General features: G+C 45.0%; 22 protein-coding genes and 1 tRNA gene. 10 read left to right on the top strand and 13 right to left on the bottom strand.

Annotated features, from left to right (window positions below):
- Positions 1 to 253: 253 nt before the first annotated feature.
- From SP90_RS14025 to SP90_RS14045, 5 genes are all read right to left on the bottom strand, one after another.
- Positions 254 to 2,617, bottom strand: coding sequence for a type IA DNA topoisomerase (locus SP90_RS14025; RefSeq protein ID WP_066857613.1), 2,364 nt, complete (start codon positions 2,615 to 2,617; stop codon positions 254 to 256).
- A 42-nt stretch (positions 2,618 to 2,659) separates the two neighbouring features.
- Positions 2,660 to 3,226, bottom strand: a complete 567-nt coding sequence (locus SP90_RS14030; protein ID WP_066857616.1) for an RIO1 family regulatory kinase/ATPase domain-containing protein — start codon at positions 3,224 to 3,226, stop codon at positions 2,660 to 2,662.
- Positions 3,227 to 3,393: 167 nt separating this feature from the next.
- Positions 3,394 to 4,692 carry a 4Fe-4S dicluster domain-containing protein gene (locus SP90_RS14035; protein ID WP_066857619.1) on the bottom strand — a complete coding sequence of 433 codons (1,299 nt, stop codon included), beginning with the start codon at positions 4,690 to 4,692 and terminating at the stop codon, positions 3,394 to 3,396.
- 35 nt (positions 4,693 to 4,727) lie between these two features.
- Positions 4,728 to 4,952, bottom strand: a complete 225-nt coding sequence (locus tag SP90_RS14040; RefSeq protein WP_066857622.1) for a hypothetical protein — start codon at positions 4,950 to 4,952, stop codon at positions 4,728 to 4,730.
- A gap of 8 nt (positions 4,953 to 4,960) precedes the next feature.
- The gene (locus tag SP90_RS14045; protein ID WP_066857625.1) at positions 4,961 to 5,254 is read right to left on the bottom strand and encodes a YciI family protein; all 294 of its coding nucleotides are present in this window, start codon (positions 5,252 to 5,254) and stop codon (positions 4,961 to 4,963) included.
- 372 nt (positions 5,255 to 5,626) lie between these two features.
- Between SP90_RS14045 and SP90_RS14050 the strand changes: the two genes are divergently transcribed.
- The 4 genes from SP90_RS14050 (at position 5,627) to SP90_RS14065 (ending at position 7,448) form a co-directional block, all read left to right on the top strand.
- Positions 5,627 to 5,992, top strand: coding sequence for a hypothetical protein (locus SP90_RS14050; protein ID WP_066857628.1), 366 nt, complete (start codon positions 5,627 to 5,629; stop codon positions 5,990 to 5,992).
- An 88-nt stretch (positions 5,993 to 6,080) separates the two neighbouring features.
- A complete protein-coding gene (locus tag SP90_RS14055) occupies positions 6,081 to 6,473 on the top strand; it encodes a MoaF N-terminal domain-containing protein (protein ID WP_066857631.1) in 393 nt (130 codons plus the stop codon).
- A 6-nt stretch (positions 6,474 to 6,479) separates the two neighbouring features.
- Positions 6,480 to 6,989: a MoaF-related domain-containing protein gene (locus tag SP90_RS14060; RefSeq protein ID WP_066857634.1), complete on the top strand. Its 510-nt coding sequence runs from the start codon at positions 6,480 to 6,482 to the stop codon at positions 6,987 to 6,989.
- Between the two features lie 12 nt (positions 6,990 to 7,001).
- Positions 7,002 to 7,448, top strand: coding sequence for a hypothetical protein (locus SP90_RS14065; RefSeq protein WP_066857639.1), 447 nt, complete (start codon positions 7,002 to 7,004; stop codon positions 7,446 to 7,448).
- A 228-nt stretch (positions 7,449 to 7,676) separates the two neighbouring features.
- Here the strand turns inward: SP90_RS14065 and SP90_RS14070 are convergent, their stop codons facing one another.
- From SP90_RS14070 to phnD, 5 genes are all read right to left on the bottom strand, one after another.
- The gene (locus tag SP90_RS14070; protein WP_066857642.1) at positions 7,677 to 8,471 is read right to left on the bottom strand and encodes an HAD-IIB family hydrolase; all 795 of its coding nucleotides are present in this window, start codon (positions 8,469 to 8,471) and stop codon (positions 7,677 to 7,679) included.
- 125 nt (positions 8,472 to 8,596) lie between these two features.
- Positions 8,597 to 9,394, bottom strand: coding sequence for a phosphonate ABC transporter, permease protein PhnE (gene phnE, locus SP90_RS14075; RefSeq protein ID WP_066857645.1), 798 nt, complete (start codon positions 9,392 to 9,394; stop codon positions 8,597 to 8,599).
- Positions 9,387 to 10,175, bottom strand: a complete 789-nt coding sequence (gene phnE, locus SP90_RS14080) for a phosphonate ABC transporter, permease protein PhnE (RefSeq protein ID WP_066857648.1) — start codon at positions 10,173 to 10,175, stop codon at positions 9,387 to 9,389. Before phnE (SP90_RS14080) ends, phnE (SP90_RS14075) begins: the two co-directional genes overlap by 8 nt.
- On the bottom strand, positions 10,172 to 10,963 hold the full coding sequence (gene phnC, locus SP90_RS14085; protein WP_066857651.1) for a phosphonate ABC transporter ATP-binding protein: 792 nt from the start codon (positions 10,961 to 10,963) through the stop codon (positions 10,172 to 10,174). Before phnC ends, phnE (SP90_RS14080) begins: the two co-directional genes overlap by 4 nt.
- A gap of 9 nt (positions 10,964 to 10,972) precedes the next feature.
- Positions 10,973 to 11,986: a phosphate/phosphite/phosphonate ABC transporter substrate-binding protein gene (gene phnD / locus SP90_RS14090; RefSeq protein WP_066857654.1), complete on the bottom strand. Its 1,014-nt coding sequence runs from the start codon at positions 11,984 to 11,986 to the stop codon at positions 10,973 to 10,975.
- 477 nt (positions 11,987 to 12,463) lie between these two features.
- Between phnD and SP90_RS14095 the strand changes: the two genes are divergently transcribed.
- From SP90_RS14095 to SP90_RS14110, 4 genes are all read left to right on the top strand, one after another.
- On the top strand, positions 12,464 to 13,189 hold the full coding sequence (locus SP90_RS14095) for an SIMPL domain-containing protein (RefSeq protein ID WP_066857657.1): 726 nt from the start codon (positions 12,464 to 12,466) through the stop codon (positions 13,187 to 13,189).
- A 209-nt stretch (positions 13,190 to 13,398) separates the two neighbouring features.
- Entirely contained in the window at positions 13,399 to 13,719 is a 321-nt protein-coding gene (locus tag SP90_RS14100) for a hypothetical protein (RefSeq protein WP_066857660.1), read from the top strand.
- 191 nt (positions 13,720 to 13,910) lie between these two features.
- Positions 13,911 to 15,110 carry an FAD-dependent oxidoreductase gene (locus SP90_RS14105; protein WP_082936466.1) on the top strand — a complete coding sequence of 400 codons (1,200 nt, stop codon included), beginning with the start codon at positions 13,911 to 13,913 and terminating at the stop codon, positions 15,108 to 15,110.
- 389 nt (positions 15,111 to 15,499) lie between these two features.
- Positions 15,500 to 17,656, top strand: coding sequence for a methyl-accepting chemotaxis protein (locus SP90_RS14110; RefSeq protein WP_066857666.1), 2,157 nt, complete (start codon positions 15,500 to 15,502; stop codon positions 17,654 to 17,656).
- 139 nt (positions 17,657 to 17,795) lie between these two features.
- On the opposite strand, the gene SP90_RS14115 is transcribed toward SP90_RS14110, so the two are convergent.
- Both SP90_RS14115 and SP90_RS14120 read right to left on the bottom strand, forming a co-directional pair.
- On the bottom strand, positions 17,796 to 18,584 hold the full coding sequence (locus tag SP90_RS14115; RefSeq protein ID WP_066857669.1) for an ABC transporter permease: 789 nt from the start codon (positions 18,582 to 18,584) through the stop codon (positions 17,796 to 17,798).
- A complete protein-coding gene (locus SP90_RS14120) occupies positions 18,581 to 19,282 on the bottom strand; it encodes an ABC transporter ATP-binding protein (protein WP_231895575.1) in 702 nt (233 codons plus the stop codon). Before SP90_RS14120 ends, SP90_RS14115 begins: the two co-directional genes overlap by 4 nt.
- Before the next feature lie 452 nt (positions 19,283 to 19,734).
- Here SP90_RS14120 and SP90_RS16650 point away from each other — a divergent pair, with 452 nt between their 5' ends.
- Entirely contained in the window at positions 19,735 to 19,878 is a 144-nt protein-coding gene (locus SP90_RS16650; RefSeq protein ID WP_157471322.1) for a hypothetical protein, read from the top strand.
- Between the two features lie 651 nt (positions 19,879 to 20,529).
- Positions 20,530 to 20,616, top strand: a tRNA-Leu gene (locus tag SP90_RS14130).
- 217 nt (positions 20,617 to 20,833) lie between these two features.
- Here the strand turns inward: SP90_RS14130 and SP90_RS14135 are convergent.
- Positions 20,834 to 23,210 (bottom strand): calcium-binding protein (locus SP90_RS14135; protein WP_269449363.1); only part of this gene is annotated, 2,377 nt, incomplete at its 5' end.

Below are 23,210 nucleotides of genomic sequence, written 5' to 3' on the forward strand. Positions count from 1 at the left end.
TTATTCCTGATTGTTTTGTCTGAAAATGTCTGTGTCTCTTTGCAAAGTCAGGACGATTGTATGTGTGTTTAGCTGGTAGGCAGGAAAGCACAAAAAGCCACGCCTTGTGTATACGAGGGTATGCACAGGGCGTGGCTTTGTACTTTTTGAAAATACAGAATTGAAGATGGTGCGGCTAGCGAGTGCTGGAAAGGTTACTTTGGATGCTTTCGGAGAAAGGATTTTATTTTATCTGTAACATACTGAATAACTATTAGTTCTCTGTTGAAGTGGATGTGGCTTCCTTTTCGCTAGAATCGTCTACACTTGTTTGTGACGGTGTGTACTCTGTCGGCACTTCATCTGGTAAGGGCGCAGGGGGTGGCATGTCTTCCGGCGCAACATCGAACGGGGCAGCTGTGTATTGCGCAGTCTCTGGTGTTTGCTGCTGCGGACGAGGAGAGTTCGCAAACTCCAGTCTTACCTGTCCAAGCTCAATTTTAAGGTAAGCAGAGTAGTTTTTTCCTGCCTTTGAGACAAGTTCCAGTGGTTCTGTGGTGCGTCCTTTGGTCAGCAGCTCATCGACAATTTCATTGTCCATAGTACGCCCGAACATTGTTTTCCATATTACGAACATGCAGCCACCGTCGTCACGTTTCCAGTTGGAGCATGCATATCGTTTGTCCAAATCTGCAATTTCACCACCGCATAACGGACACTTTCCGTCAGGCTCTCGTTCTCCCACTTCTCTGGCTTTCATTTCCAGCAGGATAGGGGCAATGCTTTTCCCTTTTATGTGGCTGATGCCTCCGGCAACAAGGTGACGAATTGAGTGCATAAACTCAGGGTAGGTTGCATTCCCCCCTTCAATTTCTTTGAGGTTATGCTCCCATTGTCCCGTCATTTCAGGCGAAACGATGTCCGGTAACATGGCGGATATAACTTCGATTATTTCCTGACCGGAATTTGTTGCCTGAAGTTTTTTTCCTTTTCGCTCAATGTAGTTACGTGAGAGCAGTGTTTCGATTATCTGAGCGCGTGTTGCTGGAGTTCCAAGGCCACGTTCTTTCATGGCAAGGCGCAACTCATCGTCTTCAACAAATTTACCTGCAGTTTCCATGGCGCTGAGGAGTGATGCGTCAGTAAAGTGTGCAGGTGCTTTGGTCTGGCGCTTAACGGTATCAACTTCCTCCGTGGAGACTGAAGTACCTTTTCGCAGTGCTGGAAGAGGATTGTCCTGTGCTGTTCGCCAAGGTTCAACAACAAGCCATCCTTTGTCTTTGAATACTTTGCCCTTAGCGATGAACAGGTGCTCTCCCACAAAGACCCGCACAGTGGACGACTGATAGACGGCTTCTGGACTGAAGGCCGCAATGAAGCGCCGACATATCATGTCGTATATTTTCTGTTCGTCACCAGAAAGTTGGAGTAGATTGGCTTTGCGAGCCGTTGGGATAATAGCGTGGTGATCAGTAACTTTTTTATCGTTCACGCATGGAAACTTTTTACCATCCTTAATACGGTTAACAGCAGGAACCGTCTCATCTTTATATAGAGGATAGATGGCACGGAAGTACGTAAGGATTTCTGCAAAGAGCTCCTTTGTCAGATGACGTGAGTCAGTTCTTGGATAGGTGATAAGTTTTTTTTGCTCGTACAATGCCTGAGCAACCGCGAGGGTTTCTTTCGCAGACAACCCGAAGCGCGTGTTAGCTTCCCTTTGCAAGGTGGTAAGGTCAAAAGGCAGTGGCGGCTTGGTAGTACCTTTGCGACTGGTTACCCCTTCTATTTTGCCTTCTTTTCCTTTGCATTCGTCAACGACTTTTTGCGCGCGGGATTCGAAATTGATGCGCGTTTCTTTTTCGTCTTCAGGGAGATGGTACGTCGCAGAGAAGCAGTTTGCAGGTGCTGTATCAGCATCATCATTTTGCACAGTACTTGGGCTTGATGTGCTGTTTTTAACTGGACGGCAGAATGTTGCTTCTACCGTCCAGTAATCTTTCGGTACAAAGTGTTCAATTTCGTTTCGGCGGTCTGCAAGGAGTTTGAGTACAGGTGTCTGTACACGCCCGACTGAAATAAGACGATTCGCTTTTACCGTGAATATGCGGGAAAAGTTCATGCCGATAAGCCAGTCAGCCTCAGCTCTGGCAAAGGCGGCAAGCCCAAGATTACGCTTTTTTGCGTCGGGCATAAGCTTGTTTAAGCTTTTTTTCAGCCCTTCTTCCGTCATGTCGTTTGCCCATAACCGCTTAACCGGCTTGGTGCAGCCTGCCAGCAGATATATACGGCGGAAGATAAGCTCACCTTCGCGACCGGCGTCCGTTGCGTTGACAACGTCAGTCACTGTTTCGTCGTTCAGTAAGCGATTCAGTACGGCGTACTGCCGTTGGCCTTCTTTAAGGACTGCAAGCTTGAATTTAGGCGGGATAATGGGCAGTTGCTCAATGTTCCACCGTCCTTGCCAAGCTTCATGTTGTTCTTCCGGTTCGGCAATGCCTACAAGATGTCCTACCGCCCAACTGACGATGTGGGTGGTACCTTCTAAATAACCTTCCCTGCGGTTTGTCGCGTTAACATGCGGTGCAATTTCGCGGGCAACCGAGGGCTTTTCTGCAATAATAAGTGTCTTTGGCATTATCCGACACAGGTAGGACGAACCGGACGTTGCGTCAATGTTCTATTTTTTGCCTCGTAGCTTCTGGAACATGCCGGAAATTTTTTGCGGTAGCGATATATTTATCCAGCGTTTTTCTACCTCGTTACGAAAATGTGTTCCGAGATCTTTTTCCAGCCGGTACAGTACGCCAGATCTGCCACGGGACACAAATATCGAGTCAGTGTATCCTTCCAGATCTATCACATAAAATTCACCGTCTTTATAAAGAAAATTTCCGCGGTTGAAGTCGAAAAAAACAATGCCTGCATTTAAGATAGAAGCAACAAGTTCGATGAGGCGCTTTTCAATTTCCGGGTCGTTTGTTGTTGTGAGATATTCTTCCAGCGTTGGCGCATTGATTTCTTTAGTTACCACCATGTATTTTTCGGCTTTAATAACCGGTGGTGTTTTTATTCTCAGTTCCGAAAATTTATTAGCAATATACGCGAAGTTTTCTCCGGGGTATCTACGGATACCAAGCCAGTATTTGAGCTTGAGCTCAAGTTTTGGTGTGAAATATTTTGTATATTCGCCTGTTTCTTTGTTGTAATAAACCGAACGCTTATGGTTCTTTCGTAAACACGTCATTATAAACCTCTCAGCTGTTTATGGCACCATGCGGTGTGCCCACAGCAGCTCCTCCCCCGAGGTGCAAAAAGCCCGAAGGGCATGACGTGTCTACGATGATTTTACGATGATTTTCAATGCAAAATTTTATAATCTACAATGTGGAATGTTAAGAAACGGTTAAATGTTTATTGATTTCCTGAAACGGTCTTGAGTGTCTGTAAAAAACGGGAGCGGAGCTTATCTCCCATGAGTCCTTTCTTGACAGCAGGGAGCTTCAAAAATCCGCCGAGTACGGCACGCATGAAGTTTTCAGCGGCGCTGTTAGGGTTGTCGAAAAGCAGGTTTTGTAACGTACCGCGCTCAAGAGACTGGAGAATGGCACGCTCAAAGGTGTCTTCCGGATGTATGATTCGCTTTGAAGATTTCTCAAGAACCAGTGCGCCGGGTTTGCATTTTAATGCGCAAACGCCACATCCCAGACAGAGAGCTTCGTCGATGACTGCAAGCTTCTTGGGACGCTTGCCGTCAATAACAGCACCATAGCTTTCCTGCATAGTGATGGCATCGACAGGACATGCTTTGGCGCAGAGCCCGCAACCGATACAGTCTTTTTCAGAGCAAGTGGCAATGAATGTGGATGAGATGAGAATATTCGTGTAGCCGCTCTTTTTAATGCCATTCATCAAATTGCAACAGCAACCGCAACAGTGACAGATGAAACCGACATCCTGTTGAACATTATCTGCTGTAAGTGTGAATCCCATATCTTTGGAGCGGGCAAGGATGTCTAGCATTTCTTCCTTGCTGGAGCGTCGTGCAAGGCCGTTTTTAATCATGGCTTCAGCTCCATCTCCCATTGTTGTGCATGTATCCAGCGGTACATTACACTGTCGCTCTCCCAAATGATGCTTCTCATGTCTGCAGGAGCATAAGCTCACAGCAAAAGACGACTTTGCATCTACCAAAGTCTCAGCACGTTCGTAATCCAGCACCTCAACGTGCGGGTCTTTGAGGATTGTTTCTTCGTGAGGCAGAGCACGCATTACGGAGATTTCCTGCCCGTCACCAAAGTTTGCATGCATAAAATCTTTGTTGCCGAACATATATGCCTGAAACAGTTCAGCCCATTTTTTTTGCGGGAGATTGGGACCAGTGCGCATCATGGTAAATTCAAAGAAGCCTACAATAAACGGGCTTACCATGTATTCGTAATGATCTTCATTCCAGATATCGCATACAAGCCCTTTCGTGCACATGCCATCGAGCATAAAGTGTAATTTCTGTTTATGGATTCCCGTCAAGTGAGCAATGCGTTCCAATGAAGCAGGCCTGTACGGCATAGCCACAATAAGTTCCGCTTCAGCCGGAGTGTAGAGGTATGAGATCATCTCTTTCAGGGCGTCATTCCATGGCATGCGAACCAGTGAGCCGTCTAATTTTTCCCCAAGCTGTTTATAAATATCTTTAGCGACGATGTGTCCCATATGCTCTCCTAGTGCTGATAGAGGCTGTAAACGTCTTATTTGCTGTTTGTGAATCCGGTCAGGCGGCGAAGGCTGTGCCCTGTATGTATCAGGAAGGTATACCGCGGTTGTTCCGGTTGCGTTGCTTCCGGTTGGTCTTCTTCCAGAATGGCATATTGTCCCGGTAGAGGGTCAGCCTTTTCAGGTGCCCGAGAAAACCCCCTACCTTTAAGAAGCTCTTCTTGTTCCTGAACTGTTGTTGGATTTACGGGATTATTCATAAGCAGTGCTATGCTTTTTCCTGTATGGCTTCAAGTCCGTTTGCAACCATAGAAGGGATAAATTCTTGTATGTCATATGCAGCGAGATTTTCAGTATAAAACGGGTCAGCTTGAAGTATGTTTTCAAGTGTTTCTCGGGAGTCTGCGGTGGCTAGGATTATCCCTCCGTTGCGAGGAACTTTTCGTCCTGAGGCGATAAAGTGACCTGCTTTATATTGCTCGTGAAGATATGCAACATGTGCATCCAGGTGCTGGTCAATCTGGTCTAATTCACAAGTATAGGTAAGAGATACAATAAACATCTTTATTCCTTTAGCTTGGCTTGGATAAGAGGGAGACGGCATTGATGAGTATGTGCTCAGGTATTGTATGAGCTTGCTTTGGCAAGTCAAGCTACTGTGTTCAAATGTTTATGTATATTTTCGTCTTTGAATGAGATCTTCTGTACTGGTTTTTGAAAGATGGCGTGTTGTAGTGTCTGTTGTTTTTGAAATAAAGTGTTGAATTTTGTTTTGTAACTACTAAATGGCAAATTATTACAATGTAGTAGTTCTTTTTAATGTAACTTATACTTAAATATAGATTATTTTTGTGTGCCTATACTTTCTACTGAATAGAGTTTTATGTCACCTTAGGACGATAAAAGAGACCGTACCTTACAACGGGAGATTACTATGTTTAAAAAATACGGATTGTTGTTAGCTATTTGTACAGCGTTGCTGTTGGGTGGATGCGGAACAGATAAATCAACTACCGATACAAAGGCACCTGAAACCCAACAGGAAATGCAAAAAGATACCACTGACAACACAATGCAAAATCAGGAGCAGGAGACACAACCTGCAACACCTGAGGAAAATACCGATCAGGGTATGTCTCAGGATCAAATGAAGGAAAATACTGACATGGGTTCAGAAACCATGCAGCAGAACGACACAATGAAAGAAGACATGGATAAGACCATGCCTGAAAAAAACAGCACTGATGAGCAAAAAACTTCCGGACAACGTCTTCCGGTAACTGGTGTGTTAAACACGTAGTGTTGTAATAGGGCAGGAGGCTGAGCGTTTCTTGCTTCCTGCCCTTAATAACAAGCGTAGGTCTGTTGCGCGCAGGTGAGGTTTGGCTATGATACAACGCTTTTTTTGTGCCTTGCTGCTTGTCCTGGTTCTGGCCGGATGTGAGCTGTACACCACGCATATGACGCCGGATCAGCTTATTGGTCAGACAGTTATCTTGACGCTGGAGTCAGGGGCTTTTCCTGATTCTACGATGACAATGCAGTTTGTTTCCTCAAAAGATTTAGTGTGGCGTTTGAGCGGGAATCTTGGGGAAGCAACGGGTTCTTCTGATTATCTTGTTTCCAGAATTAATCCGCAGACCATTTTGATGGCCTGGCGGAATGAAGAACACGAGGTCAGTTATATTGTAACGATGGATTTTGATGAACGGCGTTGTTTTTTAGTGCGCGCAGACCATGGTCGTAACTTATTGTCTGAGGGCGTGGTCGCTATCGAGTAATGAGGCATGGCTGATAGAAACGTGAAGAAAGCGGGTGCGGGTATGCGTAACACGATCATTTTCTTATTTGTAATTTTCTTTGTGCAAATTACCGCCTGCGGTATGGCACAACAGGTGGATATACAGCCCGAAGACCTTGTGGGGAAAACTCTCACGGAAACATGGCGGCGGGGTAGTTTTGTCGGGGCTTCATACAAGACTCACATTATTACACCGAACAGGATGCGCTGGTTTGCGTTGACCGGGAATTTGAAGGGCAAGAGTGAAGAAGTTGAATATGTTTGCACAAAAGTAGGAAGGGAAATCCTGCAAATTTCCTGGCGGGAAGAAACTACAGGGTCCCAGGCTATAGTGACCTATAATTTTAAAACAATGAAGATGTACGGCGTAATCGTTGAGAAAAAACGTGATTATTTGTTGCAGGGATCGTTCACCATTGAGCTGACAAATGCGAAGCGAGATGACCAGAGTGATCTGCCTCAGTTGTTCAAAGATACCCTTAACACTGAACAGTAGGTGGGGGGGATTATGAAAAACGTATTTGCAGCACTGGTATTGATTCTGGCTTTTACAACGGTCTGCTTTGCGGCAAAAAAAGACGTAAAAGAAAAGAAAGACGAGGACGTGATTACTGTTCCGCAGGAAAAGAAAGTTGTCATTGAGGACCTTATAGGAAAGACCATTGCGTTTACGTGGGAGTCCGGGCCGTTTAAGGATGAAGATAACCAGTTGCTGGTTGTCGACCCGAATACCATGCGTCTTTCTGTAGAATCCGGCATGAATATGACTGATCCGAGCACCATTAAATTTGAGGTCATACAGATAGACAACGAGATTTTTATCCTCACATGGCGTAGTGAAGAGTATGCACAGACTCTTGTTATGACCCTCAACTTCAAGACACATATGATCTATGAAGTTGTAGTGACGGAAAAAGCAAACTATGTGTCGCAAGGACCTTTTATCTTGAAGTGATGGTGTGTTTTTCTATTTAGGTGAACTGGGTCAGATTGGACTTATTGAGAAACGACACGTTACTTTATGATGAAAAAAGCCAAGCTCTTACATACGGCGTATGGTTAGAGCTTGGCTTTTTTGAATTTTATGCTGTCTACTCAGGCAGGTACAGTCGTGCAGGCTTGAGTCAGGTCTTGCCGATACTGGGGCACTGAACTGAAAGTACTCTCTGTATAATATGATGCGTTATTTAACGGAGAGAAGACCGTGGGCAATCTGAGCGAAACCGGCTCCGCCACGCTTTTCTGTGATCCATGACGGTTTATGTTCAATGGTGCTCTCAAACTCTAGAACATTGGCTACTCCTACAGAATTAGGGAAGTAACCGAAGATTGGAGCGTCGTTTGGAGAATCTCCAGCGTAGACAACCTGCTCTCTAACTTGCTCAAGTTCCACATTAAACTCTTCTTTGAGAATCCGTGCAGACATAGCGAGTTTATCATACTGCCCGAACCATGCATTAACATGAATTGAACTGATTTTAGCTGTTGTACCTGCTTCGGTACAAATCTCTTTAATTTTATGTACATCTTTTGCACAAAGAGCCGGTACATCTTCGCAGAAATCAATAGCGATATCTGTTTCACGGTATGCCTGATCTGCAGAGATTGCGCAGCCGGGTACTTTTTCTACAACAAGTTCACCGAGCTCTGCGAGTTTAACTTTATGCTGTGCTCGGAGTTCATCTTCTGTTGCGTAGCGACGGATCATCTTTTTTGATGTGTCATCGTAACGGAAGTAAAATGCACCGTTTTCACCAACTACTCCATCCACAGGCCACATGCGGGCAATCTGGTCACACCAGCCTGCGGGGCGTCCGGTAATGGGAATTACAACAAAGCCGTTTTCACGCAGGCGCTCAAGAGCGGTGTAGGCTTCAGCACGGAGGCGGCCTTCGTCAGTCAGTGTGTCGTCAATGTCGGTCAGGATATAGCGGATGTTTTCTTTAACATCTGCGGGCATGGTGGAAAAAGGCTTCATGTGAAATGCAGTTCCTTGGCATTGGTGTTCTGAAAAATGAAAAAGCATATAAAAAGAGGGCAACCAGGTGCCCTCTTTTAGTGTCTTGCGGGTAAATGCGTAACGCACTTACTTGATTCGTTGTCCTAGATGATGTTTTGGCGAATCTTAGTAACAACGATTTCTGCAATAATAACGATTGTGAAGATGCACAGCAGAATAAGTGCAACTTGCTGCCATCGGAAAAGGTTCAACGCTGTATCAAGTGCAACACCGATACCGCCAGCACCTACAAGGCCGATAACAGAGGATTCACGAACGTTAATGTCCCAACGGAAGAGAGCAAGTCCCCAGAATGCTGGAGCAACCTGAGGCCAGTAGCCTTTCAGCAGGACACTGACAGTAGGAGCACCGGCAGCGCGAAGCGCTTCAATCGGGCCGTGGTCTACTTCTTCCAGTGCTTCTGCGAGCAACTTGCCACAGAAACCGATGGAACGGAAGCCGATAGCAAAGGTACCGGCAAGTGCACCCGGGCCGAAAATTGCTACAAACAAAATAGCCCAGACAAGAGAGTTAACGGTACGTGATGAAACAAGAATAAACTTACCGCACCAGTTAAGAACCGGAGACTTGGTAATGTTGTTTGCTGACAGCAGCGCAACCGGTACTGCAAGGAACAGCGCAAGGATGGTGCCGAGCGAAGCAATGTTCAGTGTTTCAATAAGTGCATCGTGAATATTTTCCTGAGTGTAGGACGCGAAGTCCACAGGCCACATGCGGGTAAATAAATCCTGCAGCTGGTATGGAGCGTCATAGAGAAATTCTGGAATAATTTCTACAGTACTCAGGGAAAATACAAACAGGGAAACTGCACCAAGATACACCGCAAAGCGGGCCAGGCGCTGCCCGGGAGTGAATCGTTCCCATGTCATGGTATCAGTCATTGAAAATCGCCTTTATCTTTACGGAAATAATTTCGCTGAGCATGATAAGTGCAACGATTGAAATGAGAATCGCTGCAAGGAAATCATAGTCAAAGCGCTGGAATGCAGCAAACAGAGTACCGCCGATACCGCCAGCACCTACGATACCAACCATAGTGGAGTTACGCAGGTTCGCGTCGAACTGGTATGTGGCAAATCCGATGAAGCGGTTAAATACCTGTGGAAGTACTGCAAAAATAAGTACACTTAAAAAAGGTGCGCCAGCGGCCTTCATTGCTTCAACAGGTTTTAAAGAAATTTCTTCAATAGCTTCGGCGAAGAGTTTACCGATGAAGCCGATTGAAAGAAAAATCAGCGTAAGAATACCTGCAAGCGGGCCAAAGCCAACAGCTTTAACGAAAAGAATCGCAAAGATAACCGGATGGAAAGAACGGCATACTGCAATAACAGTACGTGCAGGCCATGTGACCCATTCCGGCATAAGGTTTCGGGCCGCACACATGCCGATTGGCAGGGAAAGGCCGACACCGAACACAGATGCGATGACTGCAATTTCAATAGTTTCAATCAGGTTTTCAACGAGCAGTTTCCAACGCTCGAAGTTTGGCGGAATCATTTCGCTGAGAAAATCAGCGCCGTTTCCGAGACCGTCAATGAAACGTGTCCACGTAAAATCAAGTGCATTCAGCGCATATACAACATAGCAGGCAAGCAGAAGCCAGCCCATACGTGCTACGATGTTTGCCTTGAATGGAGACTTTCTTTGTACATCCGTGGTCATGAGAGCCAGTCCTCGCCGCCGTAAATTTCTGACAAATGGCTGTCTTTAAGTTCAGACGGGGTACCGTCAAAGATGATTTTACCCTTGCTCATACCGATAATGCGGTCACAGAAGCGTTTTGCAAGGTTCACATCGTGAATGTTGATGAGAACAGGAATGTGCTCTGTGGAGGAAACTTTTTTCAGCAACTCCATGATCTCTACAGACGTTTTCGGGTCAAGAGAACTGGTAGGTTCGTCCGCCATAATAACGTCAGGGCTCTGCATCATGGCACGTGCGATACCTACACGCTGACGCTGACCACCGGACAGGCTGTCTGCACGCTGTGTAGCAAATTCACCGAGACCAACGTGTTCAATCAGCTGGAATGCGCGGTTGATGTCAGCCTGATCAAACTTGCGCAGCCATGCACGCCAAACAGGGATGTAGCCAAGGCGCCCGCAAAGTACGTTTTCGATAACGCTCAGACGCTCAACAAGGTTGTACTCCTGAAAAACCATGCCGATGTGACGACGAGCCATGCGCAGGTCTTTACCTGAACATTTCGTGATGTCTTGTCCGGCAACGGTAATGGAACCTTTTGTAGGTTCAATAAGGCGGTTGATGCAGCGGAGCAAAGTGGACTTACCGGTACCGGAAGGTCCGATAATGCCAACAGTTTCTTCACCAGAAACTTCAAAGGAAAGACCTTTAAGAACAGGTTTTCCCTTTACGTATTCCTTTTCCAAATTCTCGATCAAAAGGGAACGGGTTGCCCCGTTCCCTTTAATGGTATTTTCAACAGACACGTAAGACTCTTATTTCTTTTTAGCTTTTTTTGCTTTTTTAGCAGCTTCTTTGGCAGCCATTTTTTTCAGGCCGTCAGCGTTGTAGCTGGTGCCTGTTGCGTCAGCGATGTCGCGGATAACTTTCCAATCAGCTTTGTAGGTGATCGGGTAGAAGCGGTCAGCGCCTTTAAATGCTTTCTGCATTTCTGCAGGGAAGCGGTATGTGCTGAATGCGCCAACGATTTTCTGTGCAAGTGGAGCACAAAGCTGGTTTGAGTAACCGAAAGAAGATGTAGGGAACTTAGGGCTGCGGTAGATAACGCGAAGAGCGTCAGGCTTAACGCGGCCAGCAGCTACCATGCGATCGTATACGTCAGATGCAACTGGTGCTGCATCGTAGTCACCATGTACTACACCGAGAATGGACTGGTCATGCTTACCGGAGTAAACAACAGTGTAGTCTTTATCTGGTGTGATACCTTCTTTAGGGAAGATAGCGCGTGGAGCAAGGTTACCGGAGTTAGAAGATGCAGATGTGTGTGCAACTTTTTTACCTTTGAGGTCAGCCAGAGATTGAATTGGGCTGTCCTGAGGAACAACTACGATAAGGTTGTAACCCTGGAAGCCTTCCGGGTAGCCTTTTACAGCCATTGGAACGTAGCCAGCAAGGTTAACAGCAAAACCGGTAGGGCCGGTAGAGAAGCCGGCGATGTGCAGTTTACCGGAACGCATTGCTTCAACTTCAGCAGCGTTTGACTGAACGGTGTAGTAAATCACGCGTTTGCCGGTTGCTTCTTCAAGGTATTCCTGAAAATCTGCAAAAGCATCTTTGTATACAGCAGGATCTTCTACAGGAGTGTAGGTAAATACCAGTGTGCTAGGATCTTTACACTCGTCAGCAGATGCGAGGTCAGCAACAAGATCTCTGTCTTCGTCACAGTAGTTCATGTCCAGACCGCCACGGTTTGTACAGTCATCTGCGGCGAAAGCAGGAACAGATGCTAAAAGGAATGCCATAGCAGCAAGCAACAAAATTTTCTTCATGTGTTTCTCCAGCATAGAGCTAAGCAATCCGCACGATTAAGAAAAACGTACGGCACATCGTTAATCGAAAAAACTCGAACGACCTATTCTTCGCCTCTCATAGAGGATGTAACCGGTTAAGACAATAGGGTTGGAAAAAAATATTTTAGATTAGCACATAAAATGTGACATTTCTGTGACGATCAAACATAAAAAAACATGTAATCTTAACTGGTTGTATTGTTGAAATAAAATATAGATAGTGTGTGCTAACATTTTGGAAAAATTGTAAAATATTCTTCTCAATTGAGCATAAGAAAGGTGATTTGATTTGTCTGGTTTGCGGATAGTTGGTGTAATCACGCGAAGGAGCATAGTGGAAAAACGAAAGAAATATGCCCGTGGAAAAAATATGAACTTTTATGGAAAATGCGTATATAGTAGTCAGAACGCAATACGCGTATTGAACTATAGGAAAGATAAATCAGGAGAAGTGGAATGCGTTACCTCACAATATTATGCATAGTTATATCATTTGTCATGCCATCTGTTGCTCAGAGTGCTCAGCCGACACAAAAGCAGATTGTTTTGAATGAAACTGGGGAAGCCAAAGTTATGCCTACTTCCGGTTCTCTTTCTTTTTCACGTATAATCGTGGTGCTGCTTAAGCAGGACAACGGAAAAGAAATTTCACCTGAGCAGGCAAAGCAAGTGCTTGCAGAAGAAGTAAAGAATCTGACTGGAAAATTAAAAAAGAATCTTGAATTCGCTTCAGGTTTTACACAGGAATTTAATGCAAACGCTTCTTTTTCCCCATATTATAACCGTATTGATTCACAGAATGTGATTGTGGGCTATCAGGTTCGGGCAACGTACTCCATTACCATTCTGGACTTGAAGAAGGCGCAGGATGTTACTCAGGCCGTCTTGAAGAGCGGGGTGGAAGATGTCTCCCAGCTCTATACTCAGGTTGACGAAAAAGCTCGTCGTGTTTGTGAGAAAGAAGCACTGACAAATGCAGTTAATCGAGGGAAAGAGCGGGCAGCTGTAATGGCAGAGTTAATGGACAGCGAGCTTGGAGCCATAAGTACGGCAGTCATTAACTCGGATATGCCGACACGGATGTATATGGCAAAGGCAAGATTAGAGTCAGATGCCAATATGTACGAACCGCAGGCGTCTACTTGTAACGTGCGTGTAGAGCTTGTTTTTTCTGTAAAGTAAATAGTACAGATATATTCGTGCTGGGTAGATAAGCTACTCTCGCACTAGATGTTAATGAAGAGATGAAGCGTGGTCAGTAGTGGCCACGCTTTTTTATTCAAGTGGGTTTGAGCACAATAGGATGTATGATTTATCAGTAATGTAATGGCTGGTTATTCTTTATCTACTGAATATGTGTGGTAACATTGCCAGCAAAAGGGGGCAAAGCCATGCATGATTGTTACATACGAATCAAAGGTATAGAATATAACGTATTACGTACTGATGTGGAACATCCGTCAGCAAAAGATAGAGAGAAGTATTGTAAGGTGGTTCGTACCGCTTTACAGGAAGCGTTTCCTCATGCTGATATTCTTGTGACGAACACTGATGAGCCAGAGAGGATACGGTTTATTACAGACGGAACAACACTGGCTGATTCCTGGGTTCATGAACACGGCAACCACGAAGTTCGCACGATAAGCCGTGTGGCCTGGGAAGAAGCACTTGAAGAAGACAGGAAAAATGCTGCGGCATGCGACAGGCTGTAGCAATTTGTCATAGTAGCTTTAAACGCCTCTTAGTGTAGAGGCGTTTTTTTATTATCTTTTAACTGGGGCAGAGCCAGATAGTCTGCATGACCCTACTGAGGGTACCGTGAGAGATGTAGTTATTATACAGGAAGGAGTGAAGTTCTTTTCGTAACATATAGACTGAACATTTGAAGCTCAGGAGAGTTGCTATGACTACACCAAAGGAAGCTTGTAGATTGACTATTGGAAGTTGCATGGAAGATTCTGTATCCAAAGGGCGGCTTCGTGTTTTGATAGTAGGTTTTGGCATAGCAGGCGCAACTCTCGCAGCGTTACTGTCTCAACGAGGGATACATCCGGCTGTTATTGAGAGGGCAGACAAGGGAGAGTCAGAAGGGTATGTGCTCGGCCTTTACCCATTGGGGAGTAGAGTGTTGTATGGACTTAATATGCATAGAAGATACCGTGACATAAGTACAAAAATGGAACGGTATGTTTTGCATGACCCATCAGGAAAGATACTTAAAGAGTTTCCATTAGATAGTATCAATGAGCGTTATGGGGATATTCGTGGGGTGGATAGAAAATTGATGCTTTCGTTGTTACGAAGCGGAGTTCCAGAGGAAAACGTCTTTTACAATACTACGATCCAGCATATTCAAAATAATGATCAGAACGTCATTGTGACTTTTTCTGACGGGTCAACTCAGATGTTTGATCTGGTTGTCGGAGCAGATGGCATTCATTCTGAAGTACGTGCTTTGCTTCTTTCCCGAAATGAATTTTCTTATCGTCCAACTGGTTGGGGCGCATGGGGCTTGTGGCGATCTCTGGAAGGATTTGACCGTTCTACGTATCGGGAGGTATGGGCAGACGGTTGGTTTGTGGGGTTGTACCCTGTGCAGGAGCGTCTGGCTGTTTTTATTGGTGGTAATAAAAAGATGTTAGCCGACTACACTCCAGCACAGTATGCAACAATGCTTCAGGAAAGAATTGAGGCAGGAATACTGCATTCGGCGCTGCAATCTCTTGAAGGTCTGGAGGATTCCTTTTTTTGGAATATGGAAGATTGTCGTTCATCATTGTGGAGTCGTAATCGTGTTGTCTTGCTGGGGGATGCAGCAGCAGCCTTTCTGCCTACAGCCGGTATCGGAGCTTCTATGGCGATGGATTCTGCAGCAGTGCTCGCTGATGAATTATCAAGAACAGATGCACTGCACCTTTCCGGTGCAATTACCAAGTACGTAGCAAGACAACGTATTAAAACAGAAAGAGCACAAAATAATTCACGTTTTTTGGCTTTTCTTATGTTTAAGCAGGCTGCGGCGACTGTACAGATTCGAAATTCAATAGTGAGGAAGTGTTCACTCAATAGTTTATTGAAGAATATTGTGCGTATTATGAATTGATTTTACTTGGAAATGTAAATAATGATTCGAAGTTGTAAAATAAATGTAACGTTATTTAAACATGTTATTCGTAATGCCACAGAGAGATTAGTCGATAGGAGTAATAATAGGAGGTTGGTGTACGTGCCGGATGATATTTCCTGTTCGCCGTCAGCGAAGCGGTAAAGGAAAGTTAAGTGAAGTCTCGATTGCAGAGTAGTCAGCATGAATTATGCTGACTCTTTTATTGGAGACTACGTTGTCGGGTGCTGGCGTTTTAATCTTTTATGATGTTTTGCGTATGGCAGATGTAAAGGATGAAAAGCAAAGGCATGTTCCGGGTAACTTTTTACAATAACTAAGAGTGAACAGAGCGGGCAGTACTGTTCATACTTGTTAGAGGGTAAAAAATGTTCGATCGCATGAAGTTTAGAAATAAAATTATTTTATGTCTGTGTATTGCGATGTGTATTGTTTTCGGTGTGTATTCGTATCAACTTTCAGGTAAAGCGCGGGAAATGTCAGTTGTGCAGGCAGAGGCCAGCGCGAGGCTTGTTGGTGGGAAATACGGGAATGCAGTGAAGCTTGAAATAGAAGAAGCGTTGGCAGTAACAAAGTCGTTGGTCGAAGTTGTCAGAGCAATGCGTGCCAGCAAAGAAACAATGAATCGTGATGTTGTTGACGGCATGATGAAAGAGGCCATTCGCAGCAGCGACGCTTTCTACGGAATTCAGGCGGTATTTGAGCCAGACGGGCTTGATGGACGGGATGCTGAATATGCCGGTACAAAGCCGTGGTGGGGAAAAGACGGACGCTATGGGCCGTATTTTTGGAAAGAAAACGGAACATTTAAAGCAGAGGACTTAACTCAGCATAATCCTGAGACAACTCGAAGCTGGTACATGGAGCCTCGCGATAAGCGCTCTGTGGTTATTACAGAGCCATATTTTGCACCAGTAGCAAAAAAGTACATGACAACAATCTGTGTTCCTTTGTTTGAATCCGGCACATTCCTCGGAATGGTCGGAATCGATGTGACGTTGTCGGCATTTAATGAGATGGTTCGTGGAATCAAGCCGATGGGAACAGGACGAGCGGCGATCATGTCCACCAGTGGCTATGTTGTCGCACATCCAAATAAAGATTTTGTAGGTAAGAATATTACAGAAGCTTTTCCTGCGGACGTGCAGAGTGCTGTTAAGAGTGCGGTGGCTCAAGGTGAGGCGCTTAACTTTACGGCTGTGTCACCTGTAGATGGAAAAGAATACATGTATGTGTTCGAGCCAATAACCATTTCAGGAACAGACAGTCCTTGGAGTATCCTCGTTATTATTCCTACTGAGACTATTTTGCAGGATGCAAATGAATTTTTGAGCTTTAGTCTGTTGTTCTCTGTGGTTTCAATTCTTCTTATCACGCTGGTAATCTGGTCAATTGTTACCTACCTGACTAAGCCGTTCGGTGTTTTGATCAAAGCCTCACAAGATGTTGCGGCGGGTGATTATGCCGCGCTTCCGGATACAACCAGTTTTACTGGTGAGTTTCTCACGCTGTATATTTCTATGAAAGATATGGTGGATAAGCTTGTACACAATATGCGTATGGCTGATGAGAAAACTGAAGAAGCAGAAGTAAAAAGCCGCGAAGCAGAAACTGCTTTGGGACAGGCTGAAAAAGCCCGGGAACAGGCTGAGAATGCTAAGCGGGAAGGTATGCTTCAGGCTGCTGCACAATTGGAAGGAATTGTTGAGCAGATTTTATCCGCGTCTAATCAGCTGGCAGTACAGGTGAATGAAGCAAGTCGTGGTGCTGATGTACAGCGTGAGCGGACAACCGAAGCTGCGACGGCAATGGAGCAAATGAACGCAACAGTGCTCGAAGTTGCACAGAATGCCGGAAGAGCAGCAGAAAGTGCTGATAGCGCACGTGATAACGCTGAATCTGGTGGTGGAATTGTAGAAAATGTTGTTCAGTCTATTCAGCAGGTAAATGCGGAAGCAAAAAGTCTTGAATCCGGTTTAGACGAACTGGGGACTCAAGCTGAAGGCATCGGCACAATTATGAGTGTAATCTCCGATATTGCTGACCAGACAAACTTACTTGCTCTGAATGCCGCAATCGAGGCTGCCAGAGCCGGCGAAGCTGGACGTGGTTTTGCTGTAGTTGCGGACGAGGTGCGTAAGCTTGCAGAAAAAACAATGCAGGCAACTTCTGAAGTAGAACGCGCAGTGTCGGAAATTCAGCAAGGTACCCGACAGAATATTGCTGGTATGCAGAATTCTGTAAAAACAGTTGCCACGACCACGGAGCTTGCAGGGCAAGCCGGAGAGGCTCTTGGTAGCATTGTTCGCATTGTGGAAGAGACTTCGGATCAGGTGCGTATGATTGCGACAGCGGCTGAAGAGCAGTCTGCTGCATCAGAACAAATCAGTCAGAACACAGAAGAAGTTAATAAGATAGCAAGCGATACTGCAGAATCTATGACAGAAGCAGCACAGGCGATGGCTGAACTCACCCGCCTTTCTGGTGAGTTGTCGCAGGTTGTAGATGCGTTAAAGCGCGTGTAATAAACTACGAGGGGCAGGTGCAGTGCGTTAACCTGCCATGAATTATAAAGAATAAAATCCGTTGCAGCCAGAAATGGTTGCAACGGATTTTTTATTCAGTGCCTAGTCGGACGATGTTACTGGATAGAACTAAGTAAGACTATTCATACTTGTTTAAGACCACTGTCATCGCAGAGGTAAAGCAACGTTTGCGTACCAGATGCAAAACAAGAATTGAGGCCATAGCCGTGGAGCCTACGATCATTAACATTACCACAATTTGATACCGGACAGCGTCAGCAGGATCTGCTCCCGCTAATATTTGTCCAGTCATCATCCCTGGTAGTGAAACAAGTCCCACGCTCATCATAGAGTTGATTGCCGGAATCATGCCTGCCTTGAGTGCAGTCCGGAAGATGCTTTCAGTGGCTTCTTTGTAGGTTGCACCGTAGCATAGGTACATTTCAACTTGGTCACGTTTATTGCGTAGTTCTGAGAAGAAGCGTTCAAGGGTGAGAGAAAGTGCGTTCATGGAGTTGCCTGCAACCATCCCGCCAATGGGAATAAAGTATTGAGGGCTCCACCACGGATCGGCTCCGATGATTACTTTTGTAACTACAATGGTGATCAGAGAGTAGCTGAGCATGACAGCAACTGTTGTCGGAGCAAAGTAGGCTACTTGTTTTTCTTTGACTCTTCCGTGAACAATTTGAACCGAGGCAATCGTCATGACCAGATATACCGCAATAACAAGGATAGCATTATTCAACCCGAACAGCAGGTTAAGCAGGTACCCCATGGCAAGTAGTTGAGCAAAGGTGCGAATTACCCCTATAAACAAGTCGCGTTCAAGCTTCAGATGATAGTAGAGAGAAGCCGCACCGGATATACAGACCAAACCAAGGGCAATGAGCAATTGTGGCCATTCAATGGGAATAAATGTTGTCATGGTGTCACGCTCACTGTGCTGTCTGCCACATGCAGATGCATGTGCGGACAGGTAGGGTGGTAGCTGGTATGGTTTACCATAAGTACAGATATACCTTGTTGTATTAATTCCTCTGCTGCCATTTCCACTGCTTCCCTGCTTTCTCGGTCGAGTGAGCTTGTTGGTTCATCAAGACAGATTACGTCAGGATTGGTCAGAACTGCCCGAATGAAACATAGGCGTTGTTGCTGGCCTATGGATAAAGTCTGAGCAGAAGCTTCGAGCGAGACTTGGCTTAATGCGAGCCGGTCGAGCCATTCAAGCAGTACTCTATCTTCTGGAGCGGGCTGATTTTTGCGGCTATGCAAGGCAAAAGGAAAAACTAGGTTTTCACGGACAGAGCCGGAAATTATAATAGGTTGTTGCTGTACGAATCCAATATGTGTTCGTAATGTTGGTGGAAAGAACGTGTTGAGTGGTGTTCCGTTCAGCAGTATGCGCCCTCGTTCCGGTTCTTCAAGTCGTACAACAAGTCGCAACAAGGTTGACTTCCCTGAGCCTGAAGCTCCCGAGATTAAAACAAACTGTCCTTTGTGGATAGTAAAGGAAACATTGCGTAGCCCAGTTCCTCCAGGCCAAGAAAAACTTACGTTATCGAATGTAAGAACAGGAGGGCTGTCTGGCTGTTGTTGAATTTTGTGTGATGGAGAATGCATCATATCTCACTGGTTGTTGTGTCTGTTACGCTTGGTTGGTGATTAGGAAATTGCAAGCGATGAATACACCCTCGGCATGGGTGATTTAGACAATCCGACATATATATTGCTTCATGTCAAGAAGATGAGGGAATTGTGACAAATTGCAAACGAATGCTGCAAGCGCACTAACGAATTTTAATTCCGTGTCTATTTTTTCTTTGGAATTATATGATTATGACGCACCATCACCTTGTTCAATAACCTTGTGTTTACCGGACAGGCTGTTACAAAATAGAAGTGAATATGTAGATGTAACCATCAGCATGCTTTGCAAATTATAGCTATGTTGCGGTATGTTGGGGAGTAACTAGTTTTAGGGGGAACGTTTTTCAAGAAGACTATAGTGGGTGAAAGAACCTGCTTGTGCGAGTGGAGTATCATACAAACAAATATGCCTCTCATGGGTTGCTCACATGAGAGGCATATTTGTTTGTAAGTTACTTTTCGACGTTATGATCGACAATGCACACTCCATTGCGCTGGATGTTATCAAAGATATTGTATTCTTTATACAATGGTGCACATTGCCATTTCTCAATGGGCTGGGAGCTGACTAGTTGTGCTGTCTCCGGGATGGCTGCATGTTTTTTGTTTGCAGTACAAAAGTATACCTTGAACGAGTTATCAGCATCTTTAAAACAATCAACAAGCATAGCAAACTCCTGATGGTTTAACGTGGAATGCTACCCCCTTCTAACACGTTATGGTGCCTTGTTGAAAACTCCAATTAGAACTTGGTTGGGATTATAAAGAGGCTCAGGCGGAGATAATTTACCTACCTGTCATTCTATGACTTATTGTGTCTGGTTCAGATGATAGTAGGACGCTTATAGAAGTGAATAAGGTACACAACTTGTTATGATAATATTAAGCTGAGGTTTATCAAAAAGCCTTATGAGATGGTTAGAAAATATATAGAACCGTCGCGCTGTTCATAGGGAGTTAGCTATTGCAGGAGTGCGTAAGTACTTTTTGGGGCCTATTGGGATAGGGCGATAGATCTCTTGAGAAGGATTGAGTCAGCCAATTGCTCTAATTTGAGCGGAATGATGATTCAATAACACTGTCTCCCTAAATCTTGCATTAGAGATAAAAATAGAAGGTGTGCAGAGCGTGATATCTGGTTAGGTTTTTGTTAGAAAAGTAAAAAAGAATCCTTAAATCTGTTGACAGGATGAGCTACTTCCCATAAACACAACTTCTCACATGCCGGGATGGCGGAATTGGTAGACGCAGCGGATTCAAAATCCGCCGGGTTCACGCCCTTGAGAGTTCGAGTCTCTCTCTCGGTACCATGCAAAAACAGGCACTTACGTAGAGATACGTGAGTGCCTTTTTTCGTTTGCGTTACCCGCATAGAAATTATGTCCTGCCGATATAAAAGATTAGGGAATGGAATCTATATACCGTTTGAACAATTGCCTGATGGCAATTTGTTACTCCAGGTAGTTATATTGCGCGCAAAGTTAAAAGCTCGCCACACTGTTCCAAAACAGTGTGGCGAGTAGAGGATTAGTTATCCCAAGCAGTAGTTACAATATTCATGAGTTCTTGATTGTTCTTTACATCTTCAACAGATGTGAAATCAAGGCCATGGTCTGATGCATAGTTGGATAAATCAGCTACAATCTGGTTGATCTCTGCAGAAGAGAGTGAGCCACCTGATACCAGTTGGACGGTTTCAATCGCGTTTTTGCTATGACCTTGCTGGAAAATAGTTACCTTATCAGTTTCACCATAAGAAATGACAAGATTGGGTCCTTCCATGAAGAACGCGACGTCATTTTTAGCAATGCCCTTACCTAATTTTAAGGTGTCAGGGTCAAAGTTTGCTACGCATGTCATGGCTAAGTTGTCTTGAATTGTGTCGTGTCCATCACCTTTATTAAAGACATATGTGTCTCCAAAGTGACCGCCAATAAGAGTATCATTACCTTCTCCACCAATGAATCCGGCTTTTCCTGAAATGGCTGAAATGGTATCTGAACCGCTACCTCCGTATAGAGTAGAGTTCGCTGCATAAGTGAAAATCTGATCATTCCCAGATCCACCATCGATAATACAAGTTGTTGGTCCAGAGACCATTATCGTGTCATTCCCACCATAACCGTTAATAATAGCAGTTTGAGCGGGAACTGGAGTCATTTGGAAATCCATATTCTCTGTGAGCTCAATTATTGACACTGCAGAAGATATTTCCATTTCACAACCATCAGCAAAGCAAATGGATTCAATTCCGGCAGATACGCCTGTTTTAGCGCCGACGATTCTGATTGAATCAGAATCATTGTCTCTGAAGTTGATGATCAAATCATCACCATCAGCAGAGTAGCGGAGGTCTTCAATTCCAATGCCGGCACCAAGTTGGATTTTATCTACGCATGTGCAGGTAGGATCCACAGATGCTTCGATAATAGTGTCATGACCATCTCCAATGTTGAAAATGTATGTGTCACTGCCGGAGCCGCCAGTCAGCGTGTCTGTACCGGCTCCTCCCGTGATGGTGTCTTTACCACCTCCAGCATTGATCGTATCGTTGCCAGTGCCACCTTTCAGAATGTCATCTTTTTCTCCAGTGGTAATGTTGTCATTGCCGGAGCCAGCGTCAATAACTGCGGTTGCATCAGTTACAGTAATCGAGTCATTACCACCTTTTGTTTTTAGCACTGCTAAGAACTTATCAGCGGGAACCACGATAGTATCGTCAGCGTCAGTTGAAGTCTGGCAAGCTATAACTGTAGCAACTTCAACGAATGAGCCGTCAGCAAGAGCAATTTTTTCGATACCATGGGATAAGTCAGTTAATCCACCAGCAATACGAATGGAGTCGCCATCATGACCATTGATTTTGATAACCAGATCATCTCCATCTGCATTGAATATAAGATCTCCAGCAGTTACTCCTACTCCTATGTTGAGAACGTCCACATCTACGCCATTGCATACACCTTCGTGTATAGTATCGTTGCCGTCTCCGACATTGAATATATATACATCGCTGCCCGATCCGCCAGTGAGGTTGTCGTCGCCTGTACCACCAGTGATAGTGTCGTTACCACCACCCGCATTAATGATGTCATTACCTGAGCCGCCAGCCAGGGTGTCGTTTTTTGAACCTGTGTTAATGGTGTCCTTTCCTGTTCCACCATCAACGACAGCAACAATATCACCGGTAGTGATGTTATCATCGCCTCCCTTGGCGTTAATAACAGCGATAGCTGCACCAGAAGAGACAACAAATGTGTCATCATTATCTGTCAGCACCGGATTAGATATAACTGCTGCAAGGTCAATAGCAGTTCCATCAGCAAGAACGATTTTTTCAACGCCATGTGATGGATCTACTAGTCCACCAGAGATACGAATGGAGTCATCATCGTGTCCTTTGATTTTGATAACCAGATCATCTCCATCGGCACTGAAGATAAGATCCTCAGTAGTGATACCTACGCCGATGTTGAGAATGTCCACGTCTACGCCATTGCATGTCCCTTCGTGTATAGTATCGTTGCCGTCTCCGACATTGAATATATATACATCGCTGCCCGATCCGCCAGTGAGGTTGTCGTCGCCTGTACCACCAGTGATAGTGTCGTTACCACCACCCGCATTAATGATGTCATTACCTGAGCCGCCAGCCAGGGTGTCGTTTTTTGAACCTGTGTTAATGGTGTCCTTTCCTGTTCCACCATCAACGACAGCAACAATATCACCGGTAGTGATGTTATCATCGCCTCCCTTGGCGTTAATAACAGCGATAGCTGCACCAGAAGAGACAACAAATGTGTCATCATTATCTGTCAGCACCGGATTAGATATAACTGCTGCAAGGTCAATAGCAGTTCCATCAGCAAGAACGATTTTTTCAACGCCATGTGATGGATCTACT

This window comes from Halodesulfovibrio spirochaetisodalis (assembly GCF_001672295.1).
Taxonomy (GTDB): Bacteria; Desulfobacterota; Desulfovibrionia; order Desulfovibrionales; family Desulfovibrionaceae; genus Halodesulfovibrio; species Halodesulfovibrio spirochaetisodalis.